The sequence below is a fragment of the Ochrobactrum sp. SFR4 genome (assembly GCF_019730395.1).
Lineage (GTDB): Bacteria > Pseudomonadota > Alphaproteobacteria > Rhizobiales > Rhizobiaceae > Pseudochrobactrum.
The window spans coordinates 94741-116639 of the sequence record NZ_JAAPBB010000004.1 but is presented as its reverse complement, the minus strand read 5'-3'; the positions used below and the strand labels follow the sequence as shown (position 1 = coordinate 116639).

Annotated in this window: 17 protein-coding genes; 3 read left to right on the top strand and 14 right to left on the bottom strand. The window is 52.2% G+C overall.

The features are described 5' to 3' along the window. Window positions 1-9: 9 nt before the first annotated feature. Together HBA93_RS06495 and HBA93_RS06490 are read right to left on the bottom strand one after the other, a co-directional pair. Window positions 10-1860: an ABC transporter ATP-binding protein gene (locus tag HBA93_RS06495; protein WP_353619326.1), complete on the bottom strand. Its 1851-nt coding sequence runs from the start codon at window positions 1858-1860 to the stop codon at window positions 10-12. 11 nt (window positions 1861-1871) lie between these two features. Next, a complete protein-coding gene (locus tag HBA93_RS06490) occupies window positions 1872-2468 on the bottom strand; it encodes a winged helix DNA-binding protein (protein WP_162994503.1) in 597 nt (198 codons plus the stop codon). A 124-nt stretch (window positions 2469-2592) separates the two neighbouring features. Here HBA93_RS06490 and HBA93_RS06485 point away from each other — a divergent pair, with 124 nt between their 5' ends. The 3 genes from HBA93_RS06485 (at window position 2593) to HBA93_RS06475 (ending at window position 8034) form a co-directional block, all read left to right on the top strand. Continuing rightward, window positions 2593-6222, top strand: a complete 3630-nt coding sequence (locus HBA93_RS06485) for a hydantoinase B/oxoprolinase family protein (RefSeq protein ID WP_221722745.1) — start codon at window positions 2593-2595, stop codon at window positions 6220-6222. A gap of 297 nt (window positions 6223-6519) precedes the next feature. Next, entirely contained in the window at window positions 6520-7242 is a 723-nt protein-coding gene (locus HBA93_RS06480; RefSeq protein ID WP_122092508.1) for a L,D-transpeptidase, read from the top strand. 267 nt (window positions 7243-7509) lie between these two features. After that, entirely contained in the window at window positions 7510-8034 is a 525-nt protein-coding gene (locus HBA93_RS06475; protein WP_221722744.1) for a DUF2249 domain-containing protein, read from the top strand. A 7-nt stretch (window positions 8035-8041) separates the two neighbouring features. On the opposite strand, the gene HBA93_RS06470 is transcribed toward HBA93_RS06475, so the two are convergent. The 12 genes from HBA93_RS06470 to HBA93_RS06415 form a co-directional block, all read right to left on the bottom strand. Further along, the gene (locus HBA93_RS06470) at window positions 8042-9202 is read right to left on the bottom strand and encodes an NnrS family protein (protein WP_221722863.1); all 1161 of its coding nucleotides are present in this window, start codon (window positions 9200-9202) and stop codon (window positions 8042-8044) included. 136 nt (window positions 9203-9338) lie between these two features. Next, entirely contained in the window at window positions 9339-9785 is a 447-nt protein-coding gene (locus tag HBA93_RS06465) for a pseudoazurin (protein ID WP_221722743.1), read from the bottom strand. A 116-nt stretch (window positions 9786-9901) separates the two neighbouring features. Continuing rightward, window positions 9902-10600 (bottom strand): Crp/Fnr family transcriptional regulator, encoded by a 699-nt coding sequence (locus HBA93_RS06460; protein ID WP_221722742.1) that lies wholly within the window; start codon window positions 10598-10600, stop codon window positions 9902-9904. Window positions 10601-10697: 97 nt separating this feature from the next. Then, window positions 10698-11708 (bottom strand): FAD:protein FMN transferase, encoded by a 1011-nt coding sequence (locus HBA93_RS06455; protein ID WP_221722741.1) that lies wholly within the window; start codon window positions 11706-11708, stop codon window positions 10698-10700. 28 nt (window positions 11709-11736) lie between these two features. Then, window positions 11737-12273, bottom strand: a complete 537-nt coding sequence (locus HBA93_RS06450; RefSeq protein WP_122010685.1) for a nitrous oxide reductase accessory protein NosL — start codon at window positions 12271-12273, stop codon at window positions 11737-11739. Further along, window positions 12270-13094: a DUF2705 family protein gene (locus tag HBA93_RS06445; protein ID WP_221722740.1), complete on the bottom strand. Its 825-nt coding sequence runs from the start codon at window positions 13092-13094 to the stop codon at window positions 12270-12272. The genes HBA93_RS06450 and HBA93_RS06445 overlap by 4 nt, the downstream gene beginning before the upstream one ends. Next, window positions 13091-14011 carry an ABC transporter ATP-binding protein gene (locus HBA93_RS06440; RefSeq protein WP_221722739.1) on the bottom strand — a complete coding sequence of 307 codons (921 nt, stop codon included), beginning with the start codon at window positions 14009-14011 and terminating at the stop codon, window positions 13091-13093. The genes HBA93_RS06445 and HBA93_RS06440 overlap by 4 nt, the downstream gene beginning before the upstream one ends. Continuing rightward, complete coding sequence (locus HBA93_RS06435) at window positions 14008-15459, bottom strand: nitrous oxide reductase family maturation protein NosD (RefSeq protein WP_221722738.1); 1452 nt, start codon at window positions 15457-15459, stop codon at window positions 14008-14010. Before HBA93_RS06435 ends, HBA93_RS06440 begins: the two co-directional genes overlap by 4 nt. 5 nt (window positions 15460-15464) lie before the next feature. After that, window positions 15465-17384 carry a TAT-dependent nitrous-oxide reductase gene (gene nosZ / locus HBA93_RS06430; RefSeq protein WP_221722737.1) on the bottom strand — a complete coding sequence of 640 codons (1920 nt, stop codon included), beginning with the start codon at window positions 17382-17384 and terminating at the stop codon, window positions 15465-15467. 23 nt (window positions 17385-17407) lie between these two features. Further along, a complete protein-coding gene (locus HBA93_RS06425) occupies window positions 17408-19738 on the bottom strand; it encodes a regulatory protein NosR (RefSeq protein ID WP_221722736.1) in 2331 nt (776 codons plus the stop codon). A gap of 158 nt (window positions 19739-19896) precedes the next feature. Continuing rightward, window positions 19897-20595 (bottom strand): polysaccharide deacetylase family protein, encoded by a 699-nt coding sequence (locus HBA93_RS06420; protein WP_221722735.1) that lies wholly within the window; start codon window positions 20593-20595, stop codon window positions 19897-19899. A 40-nt stretch (window positions 20596-20635) separates the two neighbouring features. Continuing rightward, window positions 20636-21556, bottom strand: coding sequence for a glycosyltransferase family 2 protein (locus HBA93_RS06415; RefSeq protein ID WP_122092518.1), 921 nt, complete (start codon window positions 21554-21556; stop codon window positions 20636-20638). Window positions 21557-21899 lie beyond the last annotated feature (343 nt).

Genomic DNA, 21899 nt, shown 5'->3' with positions numbered 1-21899 from the left:
TGTTAGATTTTATGCACTGCGGGCAATGAAATGCCCTTTGGCGATTTCTTCATGCTGCCAGATCTGCGGCTTGTCCTCGATCCGGCGTGTCGTGCTCGGAATTTCGCCTTCCAGCATTGCGCGGTTGGTGCGCGCCAGCGGATCGGCGACAGGAACGGCAGAGAGCAGGCGGCGGGTATAATCATGGGACGGTGTTTCAAACACCTGACGGCGTGAGCCGAGTTCCATGATCTGACCAAGATAAAGCACGGCCACGCGGTGGCTCATTTTCTCAACCACAGCCATGTCATGGCTGATGAAGAGATAAGCGAGACCATGTTCTTTCTGCAGATCCATAAACAGATTGATGATCTGCGCCTGAATGGAAACGTCGAGCGCAGAGAGGGCTTCATCAGCGATAATCAGCTTCGGATTGGAAGCAAGCGCACGGGCAATGCAGACACGCTGGCGCTGGCCACCGGAAAACTCATGCGGATAACGTCCGGCAACGGCTGAACTCAAGCCTACACGTTCCAGTAATTCGTCAACGCGTTTGGTGATTGCAGCTTCATCAAGGATAAGGCCGTGGGTGCGGATCGGCTCGGCAATCGAGAAGCGGATGGTCTTGCGCGGATCAAGCGATGCAAACGGATCCTGAAAAATATACTGTACTTCCTGTCGCATGCGGAAGCGCTCAGCCGAGCTCATTTCTGAGAAGGCTTTACCGTTAAAACGCATATCGCCGGAAAGCGGGTTCTGCAATTGCTGGATTGTGCGGCCGATGGTGGATTTGCCGGAGCCGGATTCGCCAACCAGTGCCAAAGTTTCACCCGGATGAATGTCAAAACTGACCTGCGATACCGCATTGCACACATGGGTGGTGCGGCCGAACAGATTCTTCTTGATATTAAAGCGGACAGACAGATCGCGCACCGACAATAGCGGCGCTTCATCGAGACGGGCAGTGTCCTGAATGCGGGTTTCACCGACCAGAACCGGTTTGTTATCTTCCAGAATTGTGACCGGCATGCGTTTCGGGAAATCTTCACCGGTCATGCTGCCGAGTTTCGGCACGGCTGAGAGCAGAACCTTGGTATAAGGATGCTGCGGATTGGCGAAAATATCGCTGACCGCGCCTTCCTCAACCTTTTTACCCTTCCACATCACCACCACATCATCGGCCATTTCCGCGACAACGCCCATATCATGGGTGATGAAGATCACAGCCATTTCCAGTTCTTTCTGGAGATCGCGGATAATATGCAGAATCTGCGCCTGAATGGTTACATCGAGGGCGGTGGTCGGCTCATCGGCAATCAGCAGTTTCGGGCGGCAGGCAAGTGCCATTGCAATCATCACGCGCTGGCGCATACCGCCGGAAAGCTGGTGCGGGAAACGGCTGAGCATGCCCTGCGCATCCGGCAGGCGTACCATTTCAAGCAGGCGCTGGCCTTCTTTCAAGGCTGCTTTTTTGCTCATTTTTTCATGAAGCATCAGCACTTCGGCAATCTGGTCACCAATGGTGAAAACCGGATTGAGCGAGGTCATCGGCTCCTGAAAGATCATGGCAATTTCTTTGCCGCGAATGCCGCGCATAGTCTTCTGTTCGGCTTCGAGCAGGTTCATCTGTCCCTGCGCGCCGGTAAACAGGATTTTGCCTTCAGGGAATTTTGCACCGAGCATATCTGCCAGACGCATCACTGACAGAGAGGTGATGGATTTGCCGGAACCGGACTCGCCGACAATCGCTGTTGTGCGGCCGGAACGAACGGAAAAGCTCAATCCGTCCACCACGCGGGCGGTGCCGAACTCTACCGAGAGATCTTTGACTTCCAGCAGTGGCTGGGTTTCAGCTGTTTGGCGAAGCTGTGCGTCGTTCACTCCGGTCATCCTTATAGTGTAATGGCAGAACGGGCTGCCTGATTAAATGCACCCGACATAAAGCGCAGCAGAGCCGCCACTTCCGACAGGGTTTCTTCCGAAGGGCGGGCATTGGCTGTGGAATCCACGAGCAGACGCTCGCGGATCTGCGCATAACGCGCACAGGCTTCAGCGCCTTTATCGGTAATACGGACGGTCTTTTCTTTTGCAGCCTTGCCGGTGGTCAGCAAACCGGCATTTTCCAGCTTGCGCAGGGCATAGGTCGCAATATGTGTGTCTTCAATATCCAGAACCAGACAGATATCTGCAAGCTTCTTTTCACGTCCGCGATGGCGGATTGAATGCAGGATCAGAATTTCGATCGGGGAGAGACCAGGCAGCCCTGCGGCGGCCATGCAGCGTACCATCCAGCGGGAGAATGCATGGGACGCGAGAATCAAACCATATTCAACTTCAGATAAAGCGGTGGAGCCGCCTTCTGCCAGATGTGCGGAAGAGACAATAGGACCGATGGAAGGGATAGGGCGCAAATGCTTGGGCAGGCTGACCTCGGCCACAAATGACTCGTCATTATGATCTGCCGGTGGCGGCGATTTTTTCCTGCTCATATTGCCAGTCTCCCAATCCTGTGTATTTTATGTCACCATCTTATCGACATTTTGTCAATAAAATGAAACTATGTTTTCCAATAAACATTCAGCGTAACGGCATAATTTTGTGAGGGAGCCGATAATGAGCGCAGCGACACAAGAGATTTCAGGGGCTTGGGACTTCTGGATTGATCGTGGCGGCACATTTACGGATGTTATCGGTCGTGACCCGCAGGGTGTGCTTCATGCCCGCAAAGTGCTGTCGGAGAATCCTTCTGCCTATAAGGATGCGGCTGTTCAGGGTATCCGCCTGCATCTGGGGCTTGAAACCGGTGAGCCGGTACCGACCGGTGCAATCGGTGAAGTGCGTATGGGTACAACCGTTGCCACCAATGCGCTGCTGGAGCGCAAGGGTGAAAAGCTGGCGCTGGTGACCACCAAGGGTTTTCGCGATGCGCTGCGTATCGGCTATCAAGAACGCAAGAATATTTTTGCGACTGAAATCATCAAGCCGGAAGCGCTTTATGACCGCGTTGTCGAGATTGATGAGCGCGTTTTGGCCGATGGCAGCACTGAATTGCCGCTTGATCTGGCTCAGGCAGAAGCTGCCCTGCGTGCGCTGAAAGCTGAGGGCTATAATGCTGTCGCTATCGTGTTCATGCATGCCTATAAATTTCCAACGCATGAAGCCGCGGTTGCTAAAATCGCCCGTGAAATCGGCATTGAGCAGGTCTCCGTCAGCCATGAAGTGTCGCCGCTGATCAAGCTGGTCGGCCGTGGCGATACAACCGTTGTTGATGCTTATTTGTCACCGGTTCTGCGCCGTTATGTGGCGCAGGTTTCCCGCGAGCTGGATGTTGAGCGCACCGGTGCGCGCGTTATGTTCATGATGTCCTCCGGCGGCCTGACGGCAGCGGATATGTTTCAGGGTAAAGACGCTATTCTCTCCGGCCCTGCCGGTGGTGTGGTCGGTTTGGCGCGTACCGGTGCAACTGCTGGTTTTGGTCAGGTTATCGGCTTTGATATGGGTGGCACATCGACAGATGTGGCACATTTTGACGGCGAATATGAACGCGCTTTTGAAACCGAAGTGGCTGGTGTGCGCGTTCGCGCGCCGATGATGCTGATCCACACGGTTGCAGCGGGCGGCGGTTCTATTTTGCATTTTGATGCGGGTCGTTTCCGCGTTGGTCCTGATTCTGCCGGTGCCAATCCGGGGCCTGCCTGCTACCGCAATGGTGGCCCGCTGGCTGTAACCGATGCCAATGTGATGCTCGGTAAATTGATTCCGGATTATTTCCCGTCGATCTTTGGTCCCGATCAGGATAAGCCGCTGGATGTTGAGCGTGTTCGCGCATTATTCACGCAGATGGCCGATGAAATCGGCGACGACCGCTCACCGGAAAGCGTGGCAGACGGTTTCATTCGTATTGCTGTTGCCAATATGGTGGAAGCGATCAAGAAGATTTCCGTACAGCGCGGTTATGATGTGACCCGTTATGCACTCAGCTGCTTTGGCGGTGCCGGTGGTCAGCATGCCTGTCTGGTGGCCGATGCTCTGGGCATGAAGAATATTCTGCTGCATCCGATGTCCGGTCTGTTGTCTGCCTATGGCATGGGCTTGGCGGATATCCGCGCGACGCGCCAGAAGGCGCTGGGTGTTGATCTTGATGCGAATGCGCCTGCTGAATTGCAGCGACTTGGTGCAGAACTGGCCGCTGAATGTGTGGCTGAACTTACTGCACAGGGCGTGGAAGAGCAGGTTATTACCAAGCATCTGCGTGCGCATATCCGTTATGCGGGCACAGATACTGTACTTTCCGTTGAGGCAACTTATCCGGCGGTTGATGCGGCTTCGCGCCTGCGTGCTGAATTTGAAGCTGCGCATAAGCGTCGTTTTGGTTTCATTGCGGAAAATAAAGCGCTGGTCATTGATGCTGTTGAACTGGAAACCGTCGGCGGTGGTGCCGGTGAGGGCGAGGCAGCAGGCAATATTGGTGAAGCAACTGAAGCGCAGGCTGACCGTCAGACACGCTTCTATTCACAAGGTGCGTTCCATGATGCAGCTGTTGTGGTGCGTGAAACCATGCAGCGTGGCCAGACCGTAACCGGCCCTGCAATTATTATTGAGAAGAACCAGACCATCATCATTGAAGATGGCTGGCAGGCACGCCTGACCGAGCATGATCATGTGGTGCTTACCCGCATCAAAGCGCTGCCGAAACGCGTTGCAATCGGTACAGAAGCTGATCCGGTCATGCTGGAGATTTTCAACAATCTGTTCATGTCGATTGCGGAACAGATGGGCGTGACTTTGCAGAATACCGCCTATTCGGTGAATATTAAAGAGCGCCTCGACTTCTCCTGCGCGGTCTTTGATGCTGCGGGCAATCTGGTTGCCAATGCGCCGCATATGCCGGTGCATCTCGGCTCGATGGATGCCTCTGTTGCCACAGCTATCCGTGAAAATCCGGTGATCAAACCAGGCGATGTTTTCCTGATTAATGCGCCTTATAATGGCGGTACGCATTTGCCGGATCTGACCGTGTGTACGCCGGTCTTCGATGATGAGCAGACAGAAATCCGTTTCTGGGTTGCCAGCCGTGGTCACCATGCTGATATCGGTGGTATTGCACCGGGTTCAATGTCGCCGCTGGCGGTGAATATTGAGCAGGAAGGTGTCTATATCGACAATTTCAAACTGGTCGATCAGGGGCAGTTCCGCGAAGAAGCACTGGGTGATCTGCTCAATGGTGCCAAATATCCGGTGCGTAACCTCACGCAGAACGTCAACGATCTGAAAGCGCAGATTGCCGCCAATGAAAAAGGCGTGGCTGAGTTGCGCAAGATGATTGTGCATTTCGGTGAGGATGTTGTGAAAGCCTATATGGGGCATGTGCAGGATAATGCTGCCGAAAGCGTGCGCCGTGTGCTCGATCAATTGCCGGATGGTCAGTTCACTTATGAATTGGATCAGGGCAGCAAAATTGAAGTTAAAGTGACGATTGACCGTGTGAAGCGTGAAGCGACGGTTGATTTCACCGGTACGTCTGAACAGCGTCCGGATAATTTTAACGCCCCGCAGCCGGTAACCCGTGCCGCCGTGCTTTATGTTTTCCGCGTGTTGGTGGACGGCGATATTCCGATGAATGCCGGTTGTCTGCGTCCGATTAAAATTATCGTGCCGGAAGGCTCGATGCTGTCGCCGCATTATCCGGCCGCTGTTGTGGCGGGCAATGTGGAAGTCAGTCAGGCTGTGACTAACTGTCTGTTTGGCGCGACCAAAGCTATGGCTGCGGCACAGGGTACGATGAACAATCTGACCTTCGGTAATAATGAGTATCAGTATTATGAAACTATCTGTTCCGGTGCGCCGGCAGGCCCTGGTTTCAATGGTGCCGATGCTGTGCATACCCATATGACGAACTCGCGTCTGACCGATCCGGAAATTCTGGAAACCCGTTTTCCGGTGATGCTGGAAGATTTCCATATCCGTGAAAACTCCGGCGGTCGCGGTAAATGGACAGCGGGCAATGGTACGCATCGTACAATCCGTGCTCTGGAAGAACTGGAATTTGCGATTCTCTCCGGCCATCGCCGTGTACGGCCATTCGGCCTTGAAGGCGGTGAGGACGGTCAGCTGGGACGCAATGAAGTGCGCCGTCAGGACGGTTCTGTAGAAGTGCTTAAAGGCTGTGATCAGGTGGTGCTGAAAGCCGGAGAGGCTTTCAGCATCATCACGCCGACCGGTGGCGGATACGGTAAAAACTAAGTTTTACAGCATGAGATACACAAAGCCCTTTGCCTGAAACGCAAAGGGCTTTGTTATAAATGCCACAGGTCAGTCAGAAACTTATTATTTCACGCGTTAATTCTGTTTTTACCATGTTGTTGTCATAGATGTGGGTTCTCAGGTTTCAGACTTGCTGAATGAAAAACGCAGCCCCCTGCGTTCAGTAAATCAGAAAAGATAAATGAATGAAGTGATAGATCCCGTGACTGCTCTTAAGCCTGACTTAAGGACAGACATGATAGTTCGGGATCAATTCCAATGAAGATTGAGCTATAAATGTCTGAATTTGCATTCTCCCGTCGTAATTTCTTGCTTGGAGCCAGCGCTCTTGCTTTGACGGGTTGCGTTTCCACCGGTGAAACCAAACGCCCTTCGGCTGATCTTGCAGCCAATAAAATCAAGCCTGTCACTCCGCCAATGTATTATGCAGTGTGGGATGAAGGCTATCAGATTCCTGAAGTCGATGTGTCGAAGATACCTGAAAAATTCTGGCGTGCTGAAGTTGATTACATGACCGATGAGAAGCCGGGCACTGTGATTGTCGACACGCCGAATAAATATCTTTATCACATTAAGCCCGGTGGCCGTGCAACCCGTTATGGTATCGGTGTCGGTAAAGACGGTTATGCCTGGTCCGGCCGTGCAAAAATTGCCTATAAGCGTAAATGGCCGCGCTGGACACCGCCGGATGAAATGGTGGCACGTAATCCTGCCTTGCAGCCATACAGCATTGCCAATGGCGGTATGGGGCCTGGTTTGCAAAATCCGCTCGGTGCCCGCGCGCATTACATTCATAAAGACGGACGTGACACGATTTATCGTATTCACGGCTCACCGGAATATTGGACAATCGGTAAATCCGTTTCTTCCGGTTGTATCCGTATGGTCAATCAGGACGTGATGCATCTGTATGATAATGTGCGTGACGGCAGCGATATTGTCGTCATTCCGGACTTAAGCAAAACCGGACAGGCACATTCGGTTATGGCGGCTGGTTAATCAGCTTTGTGGTTTGCCCTCACAGGGAGGGTAAACCACATGCTTTCCGGCAAGCAGTCGATATGTCCACGCTTACTCCAATACATATTTTAGTGTAATTTTGAAAAGCTAATTCTTATTTTGAGCAATTTGCGACAGAACAAAATCCTGTCCTGAAACCATGACTATAAATCATGCATGGTTTGTTTATTCTCTGAAGACTTCCGGTTTAAACTGTACTCCTGAAACGCACCGGAACAGAGATTCTGTCTATGACGGGGGATTTATATGCAAATAGTTGATCTGGATGTGAGGCCGGTACTGCGTGAGGGCGGTGAGCCGTTCCCGCTGATTATGCAGACTGTTTCCGGTTTACAGGAAGGGCAATCCCTCAGACTGCTTGCAACTTTCCGTCCGGTGCCGTTGTTTCAGGTCATGGAGCGAAAAGGTTTTTCCTGCGCTGCCCGTGAAATTACCGACGGTGACTGGGAGGTCATTTTCACTCCGGTAATTTCAGAACAAGTCGCAGAAGAAATAAAGCCGGTCAGCCTGTCCGCCCGAACCGTGGTACCGGAAATCTGGCCGGATCCGATGCATTATCTGGATTATTCATTGCCGGATCAGGGCACGGTTACGGAAGAAATCCTGCGCCTGCTTGGCAGAATTGAAGAAGGCGCTGTGATCTTTGCGCTGTTCTCAGCCGAGCCGCATTTCTTAGTACCGGCACTTGAAAAAGCCGGTCATCAATGGGTCGGCAATTTTGACGTCAGCGGTGAAGCCTACCGGATGATGATCCGCGCTGGCGCTCATTGATTTGTTTTTATTCTGCTCGTTGGCGACGATCCTGCAGCAGCATTGGTGCATATTCGATGAGAAATAGAGCAAATGCCGCGATCCATAACAGCGCTGACAGTGCCAGAATTGTATGGAAATAATTCAGGATAATTTCCGCAAATGGCCTGAGAAGTGCAGATGCGATCAGGCAGACATAGGATAAAATAGTGAGCGGAGATGCGGTTAGTGCATTACCGGTATGTCCGCGTGTGGCACGTCCCATCACCGCTAACATCATCATAGCGACGGCACCGACAGTCAGAATATGCAATGTTGAATAGGCATTGAGCATATCAGTTGCAGATAAAGCGATAGCGATAAAACCTGCCGGTATGAAAGCATAGGCAATATGCAGAATGACCAGCAGTTTCTCGGGTGCTGTCTCCCAGCCGCGCCAGCGTACCAGTCTCGCAATATGCAAGATCGCAGCCAGACTGGCGAGCACGAGTGTGACCGGCGTTTCCGGCGCAACTATCCAGCTTAGAAGCGTTAATGCGCCTGTGATGATGCAAAGCGCATCATAGCGGTTAAACGGTACAGGAAAACGTGTTTTCTGATTGCGGTTGAGCCAGTTGCGGGTGAAGCTCGGCACGATACGGCCGCCGATAATCATAATCAGCAACACATAGGCGCTGACAGCAATACGGCTGGCAAAAGCAATATCACCATCGGTTATCACAGTATAATGGAAGATCAGATTGGCGATGGTGAGAAGTGTGACACCGATCAGCACTTTCAGATTTTTCCATTGTTTTCCGGCAATAATTTCTCTTGCACAAATGACCAGTAACAGTGGCAAAAACAGACTTTCCAATGCGATTGCCGCATAGAAATGGATGAGGTCGGGATAGAGAAAGGCCAGGCGACCTGCCAGCCAGAAACCAGCCAGAATGATCAGTGGTGTGCCGGAGACCGGCAGGCTGCCTGTCCAGTTCGGCACAGCGGTTAGCAGAAAACCTGCCAGAACCGCAGAGCCGAAACCGAACAGCATTTCATGGGCATGCCAGTTGAGTGCATCATAGGAGCCGCCCAGCGGCATGCCGAGTGTGAGGGATAAAATCCACAACAGCATGGCAAGCACAGCCCATATACCGGCACCAAGGAAAAACGGTCTGAAACCATAGCTGAAAAGCACAGGGCCGGTCATTTTTAACCCGCGCGGCACCGGTTTTCTGGTTTTGGTGTTTTCGTTTTTCAGGTGGTCAGCGGTATCAGGGGCGTTCACAGCGGTGTCCTCATCTCAACATGCGGGCCGGTATGCAAACCTGCGTCAGGCAGGGCTGTTATTTTTGTGCGCTGGCAATTGCACTTTCGAGACGCTTCTGCACCGGCTTTGGCTTTTTGGCAGCGACGATAGCATCGAGATTAGCCGGATTATCGCCGACAACGATCAGCGCGACCATGCCCATGGAATAATGCGGTGTGCATTTGACCAGATAAGCGCCGTCCTGCTGAACTGTCAGCGTGTAATTCTCGTTGATTTTGCTTTTGAATTTCTCAACGCCTTCAGGGAGCATATCTTTGACGGATTCAACATTATGGCCTTTATCCGTCGGGATGAAGATGATGTTGTCGCCGGGATTGGCTTTGATATAGGCCGGTTCAAAGACCATTGCGCCTTCTGCGCCTTTATTGAGCATATGGACTTCAATATCGGCGGCCAGAGCAGGCAGAGTAAAGAGGGCGAAAACGCCTGCTGTCAGAGCCAGTTTTGTTGCGGTAAGTTTCATGTCACTCTCCGGAATAATATAACCGCTTCAGCGGCTTCCGGATATTTAGGACAATTTATAAACTTGCTCTTTGTCGGGGAGCAAACAAAGTTGAAAATTACATACAGCTTTTGTGTTCAGTCGTTATCGTGTTCTGCAAGCCGTTTCAGGCCGGACAGATTGGAAACCAGCAACAATTGCCGGCCGCCTTTGACCAGTCCTTTGCTTTCCCAGTTGCTGAGTATCCGTGAGACTGTGTGTAATGTGGTGCCGGTCATTTCGGCAATGTCCTGCCGCGAAATCGGGAAATCAATTCTGATATTAGCGCCTTCATGAATACCGGCGTCTTGTGCCAGCCGGATAACCGTATGGGCAATGCGCCGCTCTACTTCCTGCGTGGACATTTCACGAATACGGTTATGTGCCTGATCCAGTCGCTGGCCGATCATCTGCATCGCATTGATTGCTAAAGTCGGGTTGCGTGCCAGAAAACCATTCATCATATGCATTGGCCATGCGAGTACAATACTATCGGCAACCGCAACTGGTGTGCCCGGATATTCTGTGCGCCCGATTGCCAGTGCGAAACCGAATAAATCGCCGGGATGCACCACGCGCACAATCAGTTGCTGGCCGTCTGCCGTTACCTGCATGACTTTCAGGCGGCCTTGCAGAAGCAGATAGAACAGTTTGGCCTTCTCGCCCTGCTCAAAGACCTTTGCTCCTTTCGGGACATTGCGCTGCACGGCATCGGAAAGCAGCTTATCCAAGGCGCTTTCTTCCATGCCTGCAAAGATTGGCAATGTACTGACAAGAGTCCGGTCGATCATACTCATCCCTTAGTGACCTGCCGGTTGCTGAGCAGGCCGAATTTTCAGAATGAGTAGTAATGCTTCATGCGTCGGGGTGCAATTCACCGTGCCATGATAATTTTCAGATACCGAGCCTGCGCAGTGTACCGTCAGCCGTTTTAAGATGAACTGCGGTTGCAGGCAGATTTTTTAAAACTGCTGAAATGCGGTTTTCGTCCATCAATGAAAAAGCGGTTGCCCATGCATCGGCCGACGCGGCATCGGGAGCGATTACCGTGACACGCTGATAAAGTGATGCGGAGAGATTATTTTCACTCGCGGCTTTTGGGTTAAGCAGATGATTGAAACGACCGGCGGCGTCAAAACGGAAACCGGCACTGCCCGATGTTGCTAAAGCATTGCCGGAGAGTTCCAGCATTTCATCGGGTTGCAGATCAGTTTCCAGATCGGCAATACCGATTTGCCAAGGGTGCCCGTCCGGATGGTTCGCCAATGTGCGATATTCACCAAGATTGATGAGTGTATTGGTAATGCCGTGATCCGCCAGTAATTGCGTAATCATATCTGTGATATAGCCTTGTGCCACACCGTTGAGGGTCATAGCCATCTGCGGGCGGGTAAAGACAATCCGGTCTTTACTGAAACGCACGGCATCAAAGCCGATTAAAGACTGCGCTTGCTGCAATTCCTGTGCGGAGGGGCCGGAAGCGGCTGCATGTTTTGCAGAAAAATGCCGCGCAAGACATACCCAAAGCGGCTGCACGGTCGGGTCAAACAGGCCGCCGCTTTTTTCCCAAAACCCACGGCATTTTTCCAGCAACTCAACCAGCTCCGGCGATGGCATCGCCAGAGCACCGGAGCGGTTGAGCGAGGCAAGTTCAGAGTCTGGCCGGTAAAGGCTGAAAATACCTTCCAGACGTGCGATTTCCGCGTGAACTTGCCGGAGGAGAGCTTCTGCGGCCTTCTTATCCGGATGATGGAGAATGATCTTTGCCGGTGCGCCAAGGGCAAAACCCTGCCAGATCAGGGTATCTTTCTGCGCAGTTGCGCCAGCATGAAAAGGCAGGAGGCTGAGACCGGCAGCAGCACAGCTGATACCGATAAAACGTCTGCGATTGATACGGCTTGTCATGGCAGCCTCCGTGCAAATATTCATGAGATTAGTGATGTGTACTCATTGGTGCTTCAGCAGGCGCGTCTGAGGTGCCGAGAACATAGTCTTGGGGGATGTCGGCAAAGGTAACGATGTCGCCGCCTTTATCTTTGGCAAAGTTCTCTGCCGCTTCACGGACGGAGAATGGTACGGCTTCCTTGGCGCCCATGCCGCCGGTGGCATTGCTGTTAATGACGAAGAAAGCCTTTTTCGCATCAACCCAGTTTTGTGCGCCTGGCTGTTCCCAGCTTGGTGCTTTGGCCATATCGGAGACATAGATTGCCGCGATGTTTTTCGGCTCTTCCGGCAACATGGTGAAAGCCAGCGTGTCACGGGCAGAGGAGAACCAGATGGCTTCGCTTGCCGGATGAAGAATGATCTGACCTTTCGGGCCGCTATGTTCCAGAACATTCATGCCGCAATAGCGCCCCATCGCGGCGTCTGTCAGCGCGAAAGGTGCCGGTGCCTCAACTTGTTTTTCAGGTGAGCAGGCTGACAGAGTAAGAGCAACAATAACGGGGATGAAAAGGGAGATCAGTCTCATAGTTCTTTCCTTGAAAAGATGAGTACGGACAGGCCGAGCGGGATCGCAGTCCATAATCCCAGCGCCAGAGTGAGGGCACCTGCGCTCAGAGTTCCAGCAACGCCGCCCATGCCGGTGAGGGCACCGGCACCGCCTGTGCCAAAATTGAGCAGGCGATAGGCATCTGTCGGGTTGATAAGCAGCAAAATATTGAGCAAAGCAGTGCCGATCATCTGCCCCTGATCAAAAACCAGTAGGCCAAGCAGCGCCATGTCATAGATCAGCACAAAGAGCAGCCAGATACCGATGGCAATACCTGCAGCCGTGCTGCGCTCACGCACGATTGTGCTGGCGAAAAAGCCGATGGCGATGAATACCGCACCGAGTAAGATGGAACTGCCGATCAGCGACAGCAAGGCCAGCCAGCTTGCCGCATCAATGCCGCCGCCTGTCAGCGCAAGCACCACGGCGGTGCTGCCATAGCCGAACAGGGTCGCGAAAGCGAGAATAGTGAGTTGTCCGAGAAACTTGCCAAGAATGACCTGTTTGCGTCCGATCGGATAACTCAGCAGCAACAGCATGGTGCCGCGCTCCATCTCGCCGACAACAGCATCATGAGAGATCAGCAGAGCAATCAGCGGGATGAGAAAAATGGTGAGGCTGGAGAGACTGACAATCACCACATCCAGCCGGTTGGAACCGATGGTGCTGCCGGTCGGTGCATTACCGAGAAAGCTCATGCTGAGTGCCAGCGCAGCCAGCAGCAGCGTGGTTGCCAGCACCCAGCGGTTGCGTAAGCCTTCCTGAATTTCCTTACCGGCAATATGAATAGGATTTTTCATTCCGCGGCCTCTTTAACTGTGAGGAAATGGGCGTAAAGCTCATCCAGTGTCGGTGCCATGACATCAATATCCGTGATATTATGGTTCTGAGCGATAACGGAGTTCAGAACCTGCATTTTGTCCTCTGCTGAGACATCTGTCTCAAAACTTGCAAAGCCGGTTTTCCGCCAGCCTATCCGCAGAGATTGTCCGGCGCTGTGCGGTGCGGTTTCACCTTCGGCTAAGCTGACGCGGATACGCACCGGCAGACGCGCTATATGGCGCAGATCATCCAGTGAGCCATCTGCGATGACCTTGCCACTATTGGCGATAATTACCCGTCCGACACGATTTTCAAGTTCGGTGAGCGCATGAGAGGACATCAGAATAGTGGTACCTTCCGCACGCATAACCTCCAGCAGATCGTAGAAGTTTTTGCGCAAGGCAGGATCAAGGCCGGTTGTCGGTTCATCCAGCAGCAGCACGGCGGGTTTACCGAGTAGCGCTTGAGCCAGACCCAGCCGCTGGCGCATACCTTTGGAATAGGTGCCGACACGGCGGTCTGCCGCATGGGACAGGCCGACATGATCGAGCAGTGCAGCGGTTTCCTTCACAGGAACGGATTTGAGCTTGGCGTAAAAGGACAGGGTTTCCCGTCCGGTCAGCGCCATATTGAAGGAGACATGCTCGGGCAGATAACCAAGTTTGCGCCGTGCCGCGAATTGTCCGGCTGCAGGGTCTTCACCCAGCACCAGCACTTTGCCATGTGTCGGGCGGATCAGCCCCAGCATCAGCTTGATCATCGTGGTTTTGCCTGCTCCATTATGGCCGACCAAAGCGATATTTTCACCGGCATTCAGCACATAGGACGCATCGCTGATGGCATTGAATGTGCCATAGGTTTTGGTGACACCGGCAAGCTTTACGGTTTCAGTCATGATTTATTTTCGCCTCCGGATTTGACCGGCATCGCAGGCGGTTTCATCAGCGGATAGCTGTCGATGACACCACCCGGCATTAATGCGGGAAATTGCGTCTGCGCCCAGCGGATTGTCTGGATCGCCGGACTGTTGATGAGGATTTTGGCCTGCGGAGCTGTCCACAGAACTTTGTCGATCAGGTCATTCGGCCGGTAGGGACTGTCGGCAATGCCGTCGCTATTGAGGTCAAACGCCGGATTGTCACTCCAGTAATTACCGCGTCCTTTGGCTGACCAGTCGAGATTACGGGTGCCGACATATTTGACCTGATTGCGGTTGTTGATGAAGGCATTGCCGCTCATTACATTGCCTTCGGAACCGGCAGTGAAATGGATGCCTATACTGCAATTTTCAAACTGGTTGCCGGTGAATTTGTTCTTATTGGCGTTGTAGATGAAAACGCATTTTTCAGGTCCCAGCCGTAGGTTGCCAGTCTCTGCAGATGGCTCAGTTTCCGGCGCAGGCATGCCGTGTTCGGCGCTTTGCACGCCGGCATCCATCCAGCGGTCAGCGGATTGCATTCTGCCGATCACCTGATTATTGGTGATGACAGAGCTGTTGGCATAATTCAGCAGTAAGCCATGATCGCGGTCGCCATCGGAAAGATTGCCGGTAATTTTAAGCCGGCTGGTATACATAATGGCAAAGCCAACAGAATTATTGCGCGAGATATTATCGCTGACTTCACTGTCATTTGTGTACATGTAATGGACGGCAAAGCGCACATTTTCCATGAGATTACCGCGGAAAATATTCTTGCGGCTGGCATTGGTATAAATGCCGTCGCGGCCATAGCGGATGGTATTATTCAGTACTTTTGCACCCGGTGCATTCCAGATGGAAACACCGCTGCCGGTTTGCGCCATGCGCACACCGCGTTTGCCGATAATTTCATTGCGTTCGGCCACGGAATCCTTGGCGCCATGCAGATAGATGCCGTAAAGATTATCAATCAGCCGGTTATTTTCAGCCCGTGCGCCGGTAGCGGTTTTGGCGATGAAAATACCGGAATTGAGATCATAGAGATTGTCGCCGGAGTCACGGATTTCCAACCCGCGAATGATGGTTTCCGGTGCATTGACGGTAATTGTATTGCCGGTGCCGGAGCCGTAAAGCACGGCTCCGGCTTCCCCCTCCAGTATGACTGTCTTGTCAATGACGACTGACCCGTCATGCCGTCCTTTGAGCAGGCGGATCGTTTCCCCCGCCGGTGCCTGATCAAGGACGGTTTGCAGATTTTGTCCGGCAGATACGGTGATCTCTCCGGCCAGTGCCGGAGAAATCAGTGCGGGCAACAGGCCGGAAAAACACAAAGCCGTGGCAAAAGCATAGTGCTTCAGTGCGGGCGTTCTGTGCTCCGGCAAAGCTGCGGGATTGTGTTTTTCCTTATGGCGCTGATGCTTCATGATGTTTAAGCGCCTTTCGGCTCAACAAGCATACGGCCTTTCATTTCCATATGCATGGCATGGCAGAACCACGAGCAGTAATACCACCACACGCCCGGCTTATTGGCGATGAAGGTAACCGAGGCGGTGGCCTGCGGTGCCACTTCCATGTTGATCCCGTAATTGATGATCGAGAAACCATGGGTCAGGTCTTCAATTTCATCAATATTGGTCACATAGACAGTGACTTCATCGCCCTGTTTGACGGTGAATTCCTCAAGGCTGAAAGCCGGTGCAGCGGAGGTCATATAGACACGGACTTTATTGCCGTCACGGATGACCTCCGCAGCCTCCATCAGATCGACACCATCGGCCTTTGCCTGTGCAACGGCATCGGCAAAGAACGGATCTTCACGGCTCCAGAAATTGACCGGATTGATCTTGGAGCGATGTACGATAGTTGCGTCATGCGGTTCGGCGAAACTTGGTCCGTCATGGACAACCACCATTTTATCTACGGAAATATCTATGAGCTGATCATTTTCCGGTTTGAGAGGCCCCACATTGAGATAGCGGTCTTTGGAGAATTTATTGAGAGAAATCAGCCATTTGCCATCCGCCTCTTTGGTTTGTCCCATTGAGGTGTGGTTGTGTCCCGGCTGATATTGCACATCCAGTTTCTGGCGGATCGGATCAACCTTTTCGCCCTTGAAGGCGCGTTTGGCATCCTCAATGTTCCATTTGCAGATCTGACTGTCGATAAACAGGGTTGTATAGGCATTGCCTTTACCGTCATAGGCAGTGTGCAAAGGCCCGAGACCCAGTTCCGGTTCTGCCACAACGGCATCACGCGGGCTGATTTTGTCATCAAACAGATCGTCGAATTTGCGGACGTCGAAAACGGTGACGGTTGGTGACAATTTACCATTGGCCACAATGTGGATACCGTCCGGTGCGGTGTTCATCCCATGCGGGCTGTTTGGCACCGGAATATAGCGGGTGAATTTAGAACCTTTACGCCCGTCAATTACCGGAACGCCGCCCATTTCCTTGAACTCGCCTTTGGCAACGGCTTCTTCAATGCGTTTCAGGTTGAATACAACAATCCAGTCCTGCTCACTGCCCATCATTTCGGCCAGCGTTGTACCTTCTTCGGAATTGTAGCAGGTCGCGAAAGCATATTTGCCCTGATAATCGCAGTCGACATTGTCGAGATTGCCGCTGACCATCACCTGCCAAGCGACTTTCATGCTTTCACCGTCAACGGCGGTGAAAATCGCATGATAGTTTTTTGTGTCGGTCAGATTGGTACCGTCATTCGGGATCGGCACGCGGTCTTCACCATTGCAGAAGACATAACCGGTTTTCGGATATTTCTGCACGCGCAGGCCATGAACCGTGTGCTGGTTTGGCAGCTGAATGATCTTGTCGCATTTCATCACATCAAGACGGATACGGCAGACACGGGTATTGGCCTTGTCATTAGCGTAAAGATAACGACCGTCATAGGTGCCGTCAGTAAAGGAAAGATGCGGGTGATGCAGGTCGCCATTATCGAAAATGCCGCCGCGGTCTTTCATGAACTCACGGTCTTCAGGCAGCATGCCTTCGGTCAGGATTTTGCGGCTTTCATTGGTCTGTCCCCAGCCGGTGGCGCTGTCACGGTTGAAAACCGGAATACGCATCAGCTCGCGCATGGAAGGCAGGCCGACAATTCGGACTTCACCGGTCTGTCCGCTGGAAAAGAATGTGTAATATTCATCCAGTTCCCCCGGTTTGACTTCAGCACTTGAACCGGATGCAGCACTTGCAGCCAAGGCCTGTTTCGGAGCGCCGGCCATGACAAGTGCGCCGCCCATGCCGCTGGCACCAGCTGCTGCCACAAAGGCCGAGGTGCCGAGTAATTGCCGTCTGCTCATGCGGGTTTTATTTTCTTGCTCAGACATTGCTGTGCCTCCAGTTGAAAATTTCAGGATGCTGCGTCCGGTGCAGGCGCACCAGTAACAGGCTTTCCGTTATGGGTGATGATGGTCTTGGTCTGACTACTGCTGCCTTCTGCCGGTGGAATGTAAGGCGCGTTACGGGCAGCGAATTTCTCACGTTTGACACGAACCTGAATCATATGCGGGCAGCGCTGGTCATCGTGATAGAGTTCCTGACAATGCATGCAGTAGATACATTCATTGACATTGATCTGACCTTCCGGATGGATGGACTGCACCGGACATTCGACAGCACAACGCTGGCATGGCGAGCCGCATTCCGGCCAGCGTTTGAGCCATTCAAACATGCGGATACGGCCGGGTATGGCGAGTGCCGCGCCGAGCGGGCACAGATAGCGGCAGAAGAAGCGCTCAATAAACAGACCGGCAGTCAGTAATGTCAGGGCATAGATGACGAAAGGCCATTCACGGGCGAATTTCAGGATGATTGCGGTTTTGAACGGTTCGACTTCGGCAAAAACTTCTGCCAGTGCCACGGAATAGAGCGACAGACCAAACAGGCCGAGGAAGATAATATATTTGACCGGCCACAGGCGTTCATGCAGACCCCAAGGCAATTTGACCTGCGGTACTTTCAGCCATTGTGCCAGATTATTGCTCAGTTCTTGCAGCGCACCGAAAGGGCAGAGCCAGCCGCAGAACGGGCCGCGTCCCCAGAATAGCAGACCGGCAGCAACCGAGCCCCACAACAGGAAGGTCAGCGGCGAGGTCAGGAAGAATTCCCAATTGAAACCGGTGATGAGCGAATTGGTGAAAGTCAGGACATTGACGACCGACAATTGGGTGTTGGTGTAGAAGCCAAGCCAGACAAGGATGAACAGGAGATAGCCGCGTCTGACCCATGCGAAGAAGCGTGGGCGCTTGACGAGATGGTTCTGGAAGAAGAAGATTGCGACCAGCACCAGAATAGCGAAGGCAGTAATCACAATATTGATTTTGTTCATCTGCCACATCTGAATCCACAGCGGATTATCTTCACCGAAGAAATCAGGCATGGATGCTTCACCGACCGGTGCGCTGACATGCGGATTGTTCGCAGTGGCGGCATCTTGTGCAGGCTGTACGGGTGTCGAAACAGGTTTGGCAGGTGCGGTGATGGTCACATATTGGTCCGGAAGATTATAACCGAGGTCATAGAAGATACTGGCTTTGTCGCGGGCGCCGAAGCCACGCTGTACCAGCAATTGCAGTTCCCACGGCTTCGTTACGTCAAAGGCAAAACCTTCCGGTAGTGTGAACAGAGCGATTTCGCGCAATTTAGGTGCGCCGTCGGCAGCAATGTCACCGATACGGGTGTGGTTTTTATCACGGAAGCGGATACCCTGACCGTCCTGCAGCAATTCGATACGATCAAAAATACCGCCGCGCACATAGCCTGATCCTTTGAAGGAATAGGCGCCGTCACCGGCAACTAATATGGCTTGCTGGCCGGGCTTGAGATGTTTTTGCATCTGGTCATAACCGGCCTGACCAAGCAGGCTAAGGCCGATGGACGGCACCGAGACCGGCGCGACATAAAGCTCGATGAACTGATCTTCAGGATCGGATGTTTCAGGATTGCCTGCGGCTTGCGGCTGTTTAGCGTCAAGAAAAGCTTGCGTCACTTCGCCGACACTGAGCTTCAGACTGCGAACAGAGCCGTCACCGGTCAGCTCCTGCCAGTCACGGATATCCTGTTTCGACAGATCAACAGTGCGGATTTCCTGCGGTGTCGCGACTTGTCCGGCAGCAAGTTGATTGCCCAGACGGCCGCTGCGGATTAGCCCGACAGCTGAGCGCACGACACTGTCGCCCATCACCAGAACAGTAACCGTGGCACCGCTGACAATCTCGACCTGAGGCGGTTTGGCAGTGCCTGAAGCAACGGCGTTGAAATCGCTGTTGATGAGAGAGTTGAGCGCGGCAACGACTTTGGCTTCAGGAATCCCGATCAGAACAATCGGCTCTTTATGATCTACCAGTTTGATACCGCGAATAATGCCTTTTGGATCAATGCCGACAAGAATATGGATCGGTTTGCCGGAATAACCGACCGCACTGGTAAAGTCCGAGTTCAGATAAATATAACCAAGCAGATTTTGATTTTTATAGACCGGCGCAATCGGCGGCTCACCTTGCGGCGTGCCGATACGATCGGCATCCTGAAAGATTTCCTGCACTTTCAGCGCTGGCAGATATTTGTCCAACTGAGCGGCAAAGACTGTTGATTGCAGACTAAAAAAAACGCTAACCAGAACACAGAACAGCTGAAACAGTTTGCTTAAGGAGAGTGCCGGACGGTCATGAAAGCGGTTCATATCAAGGGCTCGCTGCAAATCATTACGCGCAGCGGCAAGGCCACTGGGCGCGATCTATGCAACGGACTTTAATGAAGCGGCGGAAAGCGTCTTTGCGTCAGAACAAACTGACGATAATTGCAGACCTTAATTATCTGAATATATGCTGTTTGCTGTCTTTAGCGGAAATACACGCGATATAAAAATTCCGGCAATGTATGATTACGGCGGATATATATTCTCGGAATGCCAAACGGGTCATCACTGGGACGGGCGCGTGCGGCAATTGTCGTGACCGCGCTCTGGAAACCCGCCTCGCGTACCATTAACCGGTGTGTCTGGTTATTGGCGCCGTAAGGATAGCAAAAATGAGGAACCTCTGCACCCAGCATATCCTCCAGCCGTGATTTTGATTCACTGATCTGGCGGCGGGCTTCATTATCCGGTGTTTCGTTCAGATTGACATGGTCAAGCGTATGCGCACCAACTTCATGCCCCAATGCTGCCCATTCACGCATTTGCGTAACGGACATGCATGCCATTTCCGGAATGCCGATTGCCTTGTCCCAGATATTGCTGCCGCCGATCTGGTTGGCAACAAAATAATTCGTGGCGGTGAAGCCGCATTCTGCCAGAACAGGAGCGGCATTTTCTAATACATTCAGGAAGCCGTCATCAAAAGTCAGAACCGCAACCTTTCCGGTTTTCTCTCCCTTAATGTAAGGCATGGCATCCCGAACGGAGAGCCCCTGATAGCCGAGTTTTTTCAGCCAGCGCATCTGGCTGGCAAAGCGTTTCGGATGCACAAAAAGGCTGCGAAAAGGGACATTGCTTTCGACAGCTGCAATGTGGTGGTAGACGAGGATCGGAACTGTCATAGGTAAATGCTTTTACTTTTCGGATCAGTGCGACGGGGTATCAGTAGCCGTCAATGTCAACATAATGCATGGATTTTTTGCCACGTGCTCCGTCGATAAAACCGACCAGACTGCCTAAATTCGCAGCAATCGTTAACAGGCCCCTTTCGCGATAGATGGGCAATAATAAGCTGCCGACAAGCACTTTATAAATACGCGAAAGAACCGATTTGAATGTGCGCCATAAGGTGCCGTTTTTCTGGTTTTTTGCGCGTTCCAGATGGACTGTTCTGGCATGGTCGCGATTGCGGCGATAATAATAGCTCAGTTTAAGCCGTGAAGCGGGAACGGTTTCATAGGCAATAGCGTGCGGTGTCCAACCGGTTTGGGCTCCAAGGGCTTTTGCCTCGGCCCATAACTGCCAGTCCTCGCCGCCGGCCTGACCTAAAGCCGCGTCAAAGCGCAACCCAGATGAGCGGAAAAAGTCGAGATTGCCCATCCAGCTGCCGGTAGCAAGTTTCAGTTGTCCGGCTTTGCCTTCTTCGCGCTTTTTGATTGAGCGGTTTTCCGCATTGCGATTTACTTTATCAACACCCTGCCAGACAATTCTTTGCCAGAAGGACAATTTACCTTCCGGCGGTGCAAAACGCACCGGCGCGCCGACAATATCAAGATTGTGGTGGTCGCGCTCTTTCAGCAGTTCCTGCAGCCATTGCGGCTCTACCTGCTCATCATCATCGGCGAATGTCAGCAGATCATAGCCATGATCGGCAGCATAATTGAGTACATGGTTTCTGGCGGATGCGATGCCTAAAACCGGTTCAATAGCATAGACGACTTCTGCAGGTGAAACTCTTGCCCGAAAGTCATTGATAATCGAGCAGGCTGTTTTCTCGTGATTGTTTTCTACAATTAAAAAACAGATCTGTATCCCTTCCGGAATATTCAGACGGGCATAAGACATCAGCAATTTTTGCAGCATAACGGGACGATCTCTTGTGATCGTGCCGATGCAAATTTTCCGGTGCGTTTTTGAAATCAAAAACAATTCCCCCTGTGACCCCGACTTTCATTCCCATCTATCTGTTCGCGAGATAATTTCCCCGTAATCTCCCGGGCAGATAGTCGCGATGAGAATTCTTATAATATCATAAGATATCAATTTAATGTTATGTAAAAAATTCGGTTTCACTCATAAAAACGCCTATTCTTTTTAAAATTATTGCAAAAGTGAGGTCTATTCTGGCGTATTCAGGGGGTGTTGAAGATAAAATGATTTTTTTATTAGGCGCTACATAATATACAGTAACTTATATAATGCTGTT

Excerpts from the sequence above, each read along its gene's own strand:
- HBA93_RS06480 (WP_122092508.1), top strand. The coding sequence starts at position 6,520 with ATGTCTGAATTTGCATTCTCCCGTCGTAATTTCTTGCTTGGAGCCAGC.
- HBA93_RS06470 (WP_221722863.1), bottom strand. The coding sequence starts at position 9,202 with ATGACCGGCCCTGTGCTTTTCAGCTATGGTTTCAGACCGTTTTTCCTT.
- HBA93_RS06415 (WP_122092518.1), bottom strand. The coding sequence starts at position 21,556 with ATGCTGCAAAAATTGCTGATGTCTTATGCCCGTCTGAATATTCCGGAA.
- HBA93_RS06475 (WP_221722744.1), top strand. The coding sequence starts at position 7,510 with ATGCAAATAGTTGATCTGGATGTGAGGCCGGTACTGCGTGAGGGCGGT.
- HBA93_RS06455 (WP_221722741.1), bottom strand. The coding sequence starts at position 11,708 with ATGACAAGCCGTATCAATCGCAGACGTTTTATCGGTATCAGCTGTGCT.
- HBA93_RS06465 (WP_221722743.1), bottom strand. The coding sequence starts at position 9,785 with ATGAAACTTACCGCAACAAAACTGGCTCTGACAGCAGGCGTTTTCGCC.
- HBA93_RS06435 (WP_221722738.1), bottom strand. The coding sequence starts at position 15,459 with ATGAAGCATCAGCGCCATAAGGAAAAACACAATCCCGCAGCTTTGCCG.
- HBA93_RS06420 (WP_221722735.1), bottom strand. The coding sequence starts at position 20,595 with ATGACAGTTCCGATCCTCGTCTACCACCACATTGCAGCTGTCGAAAGC.
- HBA93_RS06490 (WP_162994503.1), bottom strand. The coding sequence starts at position 2,468 with ATGAGCAGGAAAAAATCGCCGCCACCGGCAGATCATAATGACGAGTCA.
- HBA93_RS06440 (WP_221722739.1), bottom strand. The coding sequence starts at position 14,011 with ATGACTGAAACCGTAAAGCTTGCCGGTGTCACCAAAACCTATGGCACA.
- nosZ (WP_221722737.1), bottom strand. The coding sequence starts at position 17,384 with ATGTCTGAGCAAGAAAATAAAACCCGCATGAGCAGACGGCAATTACTC.
- HBA93_RS06445 (WP_221722740.1), bottom strand. The coding sequence starts at position 13,094 with ATGAAAAATCCTATTCATATTGCCGGTAAGGAAATTCAGGAAGGCTTA.
- HBA93_RS06460 (WP_221722742.1), bottom strand. The coding sequence starts at position 10,600 with ATGAGTATGATCGACCGGACTCTTGTCAGTACATTGCCAATCTTTGCA.
- HBA93_RS06425 (WP_221722736.1), bottom strand. The coding sequence starts at position 19,738 with ATGAACCGCTTTCATGACCGTCCGGCACTCTCCTTAAGCAAACTGTTT.
- HBA93_RS06485 (WP_221722745.1), top strand. The coding sequence starts at position 2,593 with ATGAGCGCAGCGACACAAGAGATTTCAGGGGCTTGGGACTTCTGGATT.
- HBA93_RS06450 (WP_122010685.1), bottom strand. The coding sequence starts at position 12,273 with ATGAGACTGATCTCCCTTTTCATCCCCGTTATTGTTGCTCTTACTCTG.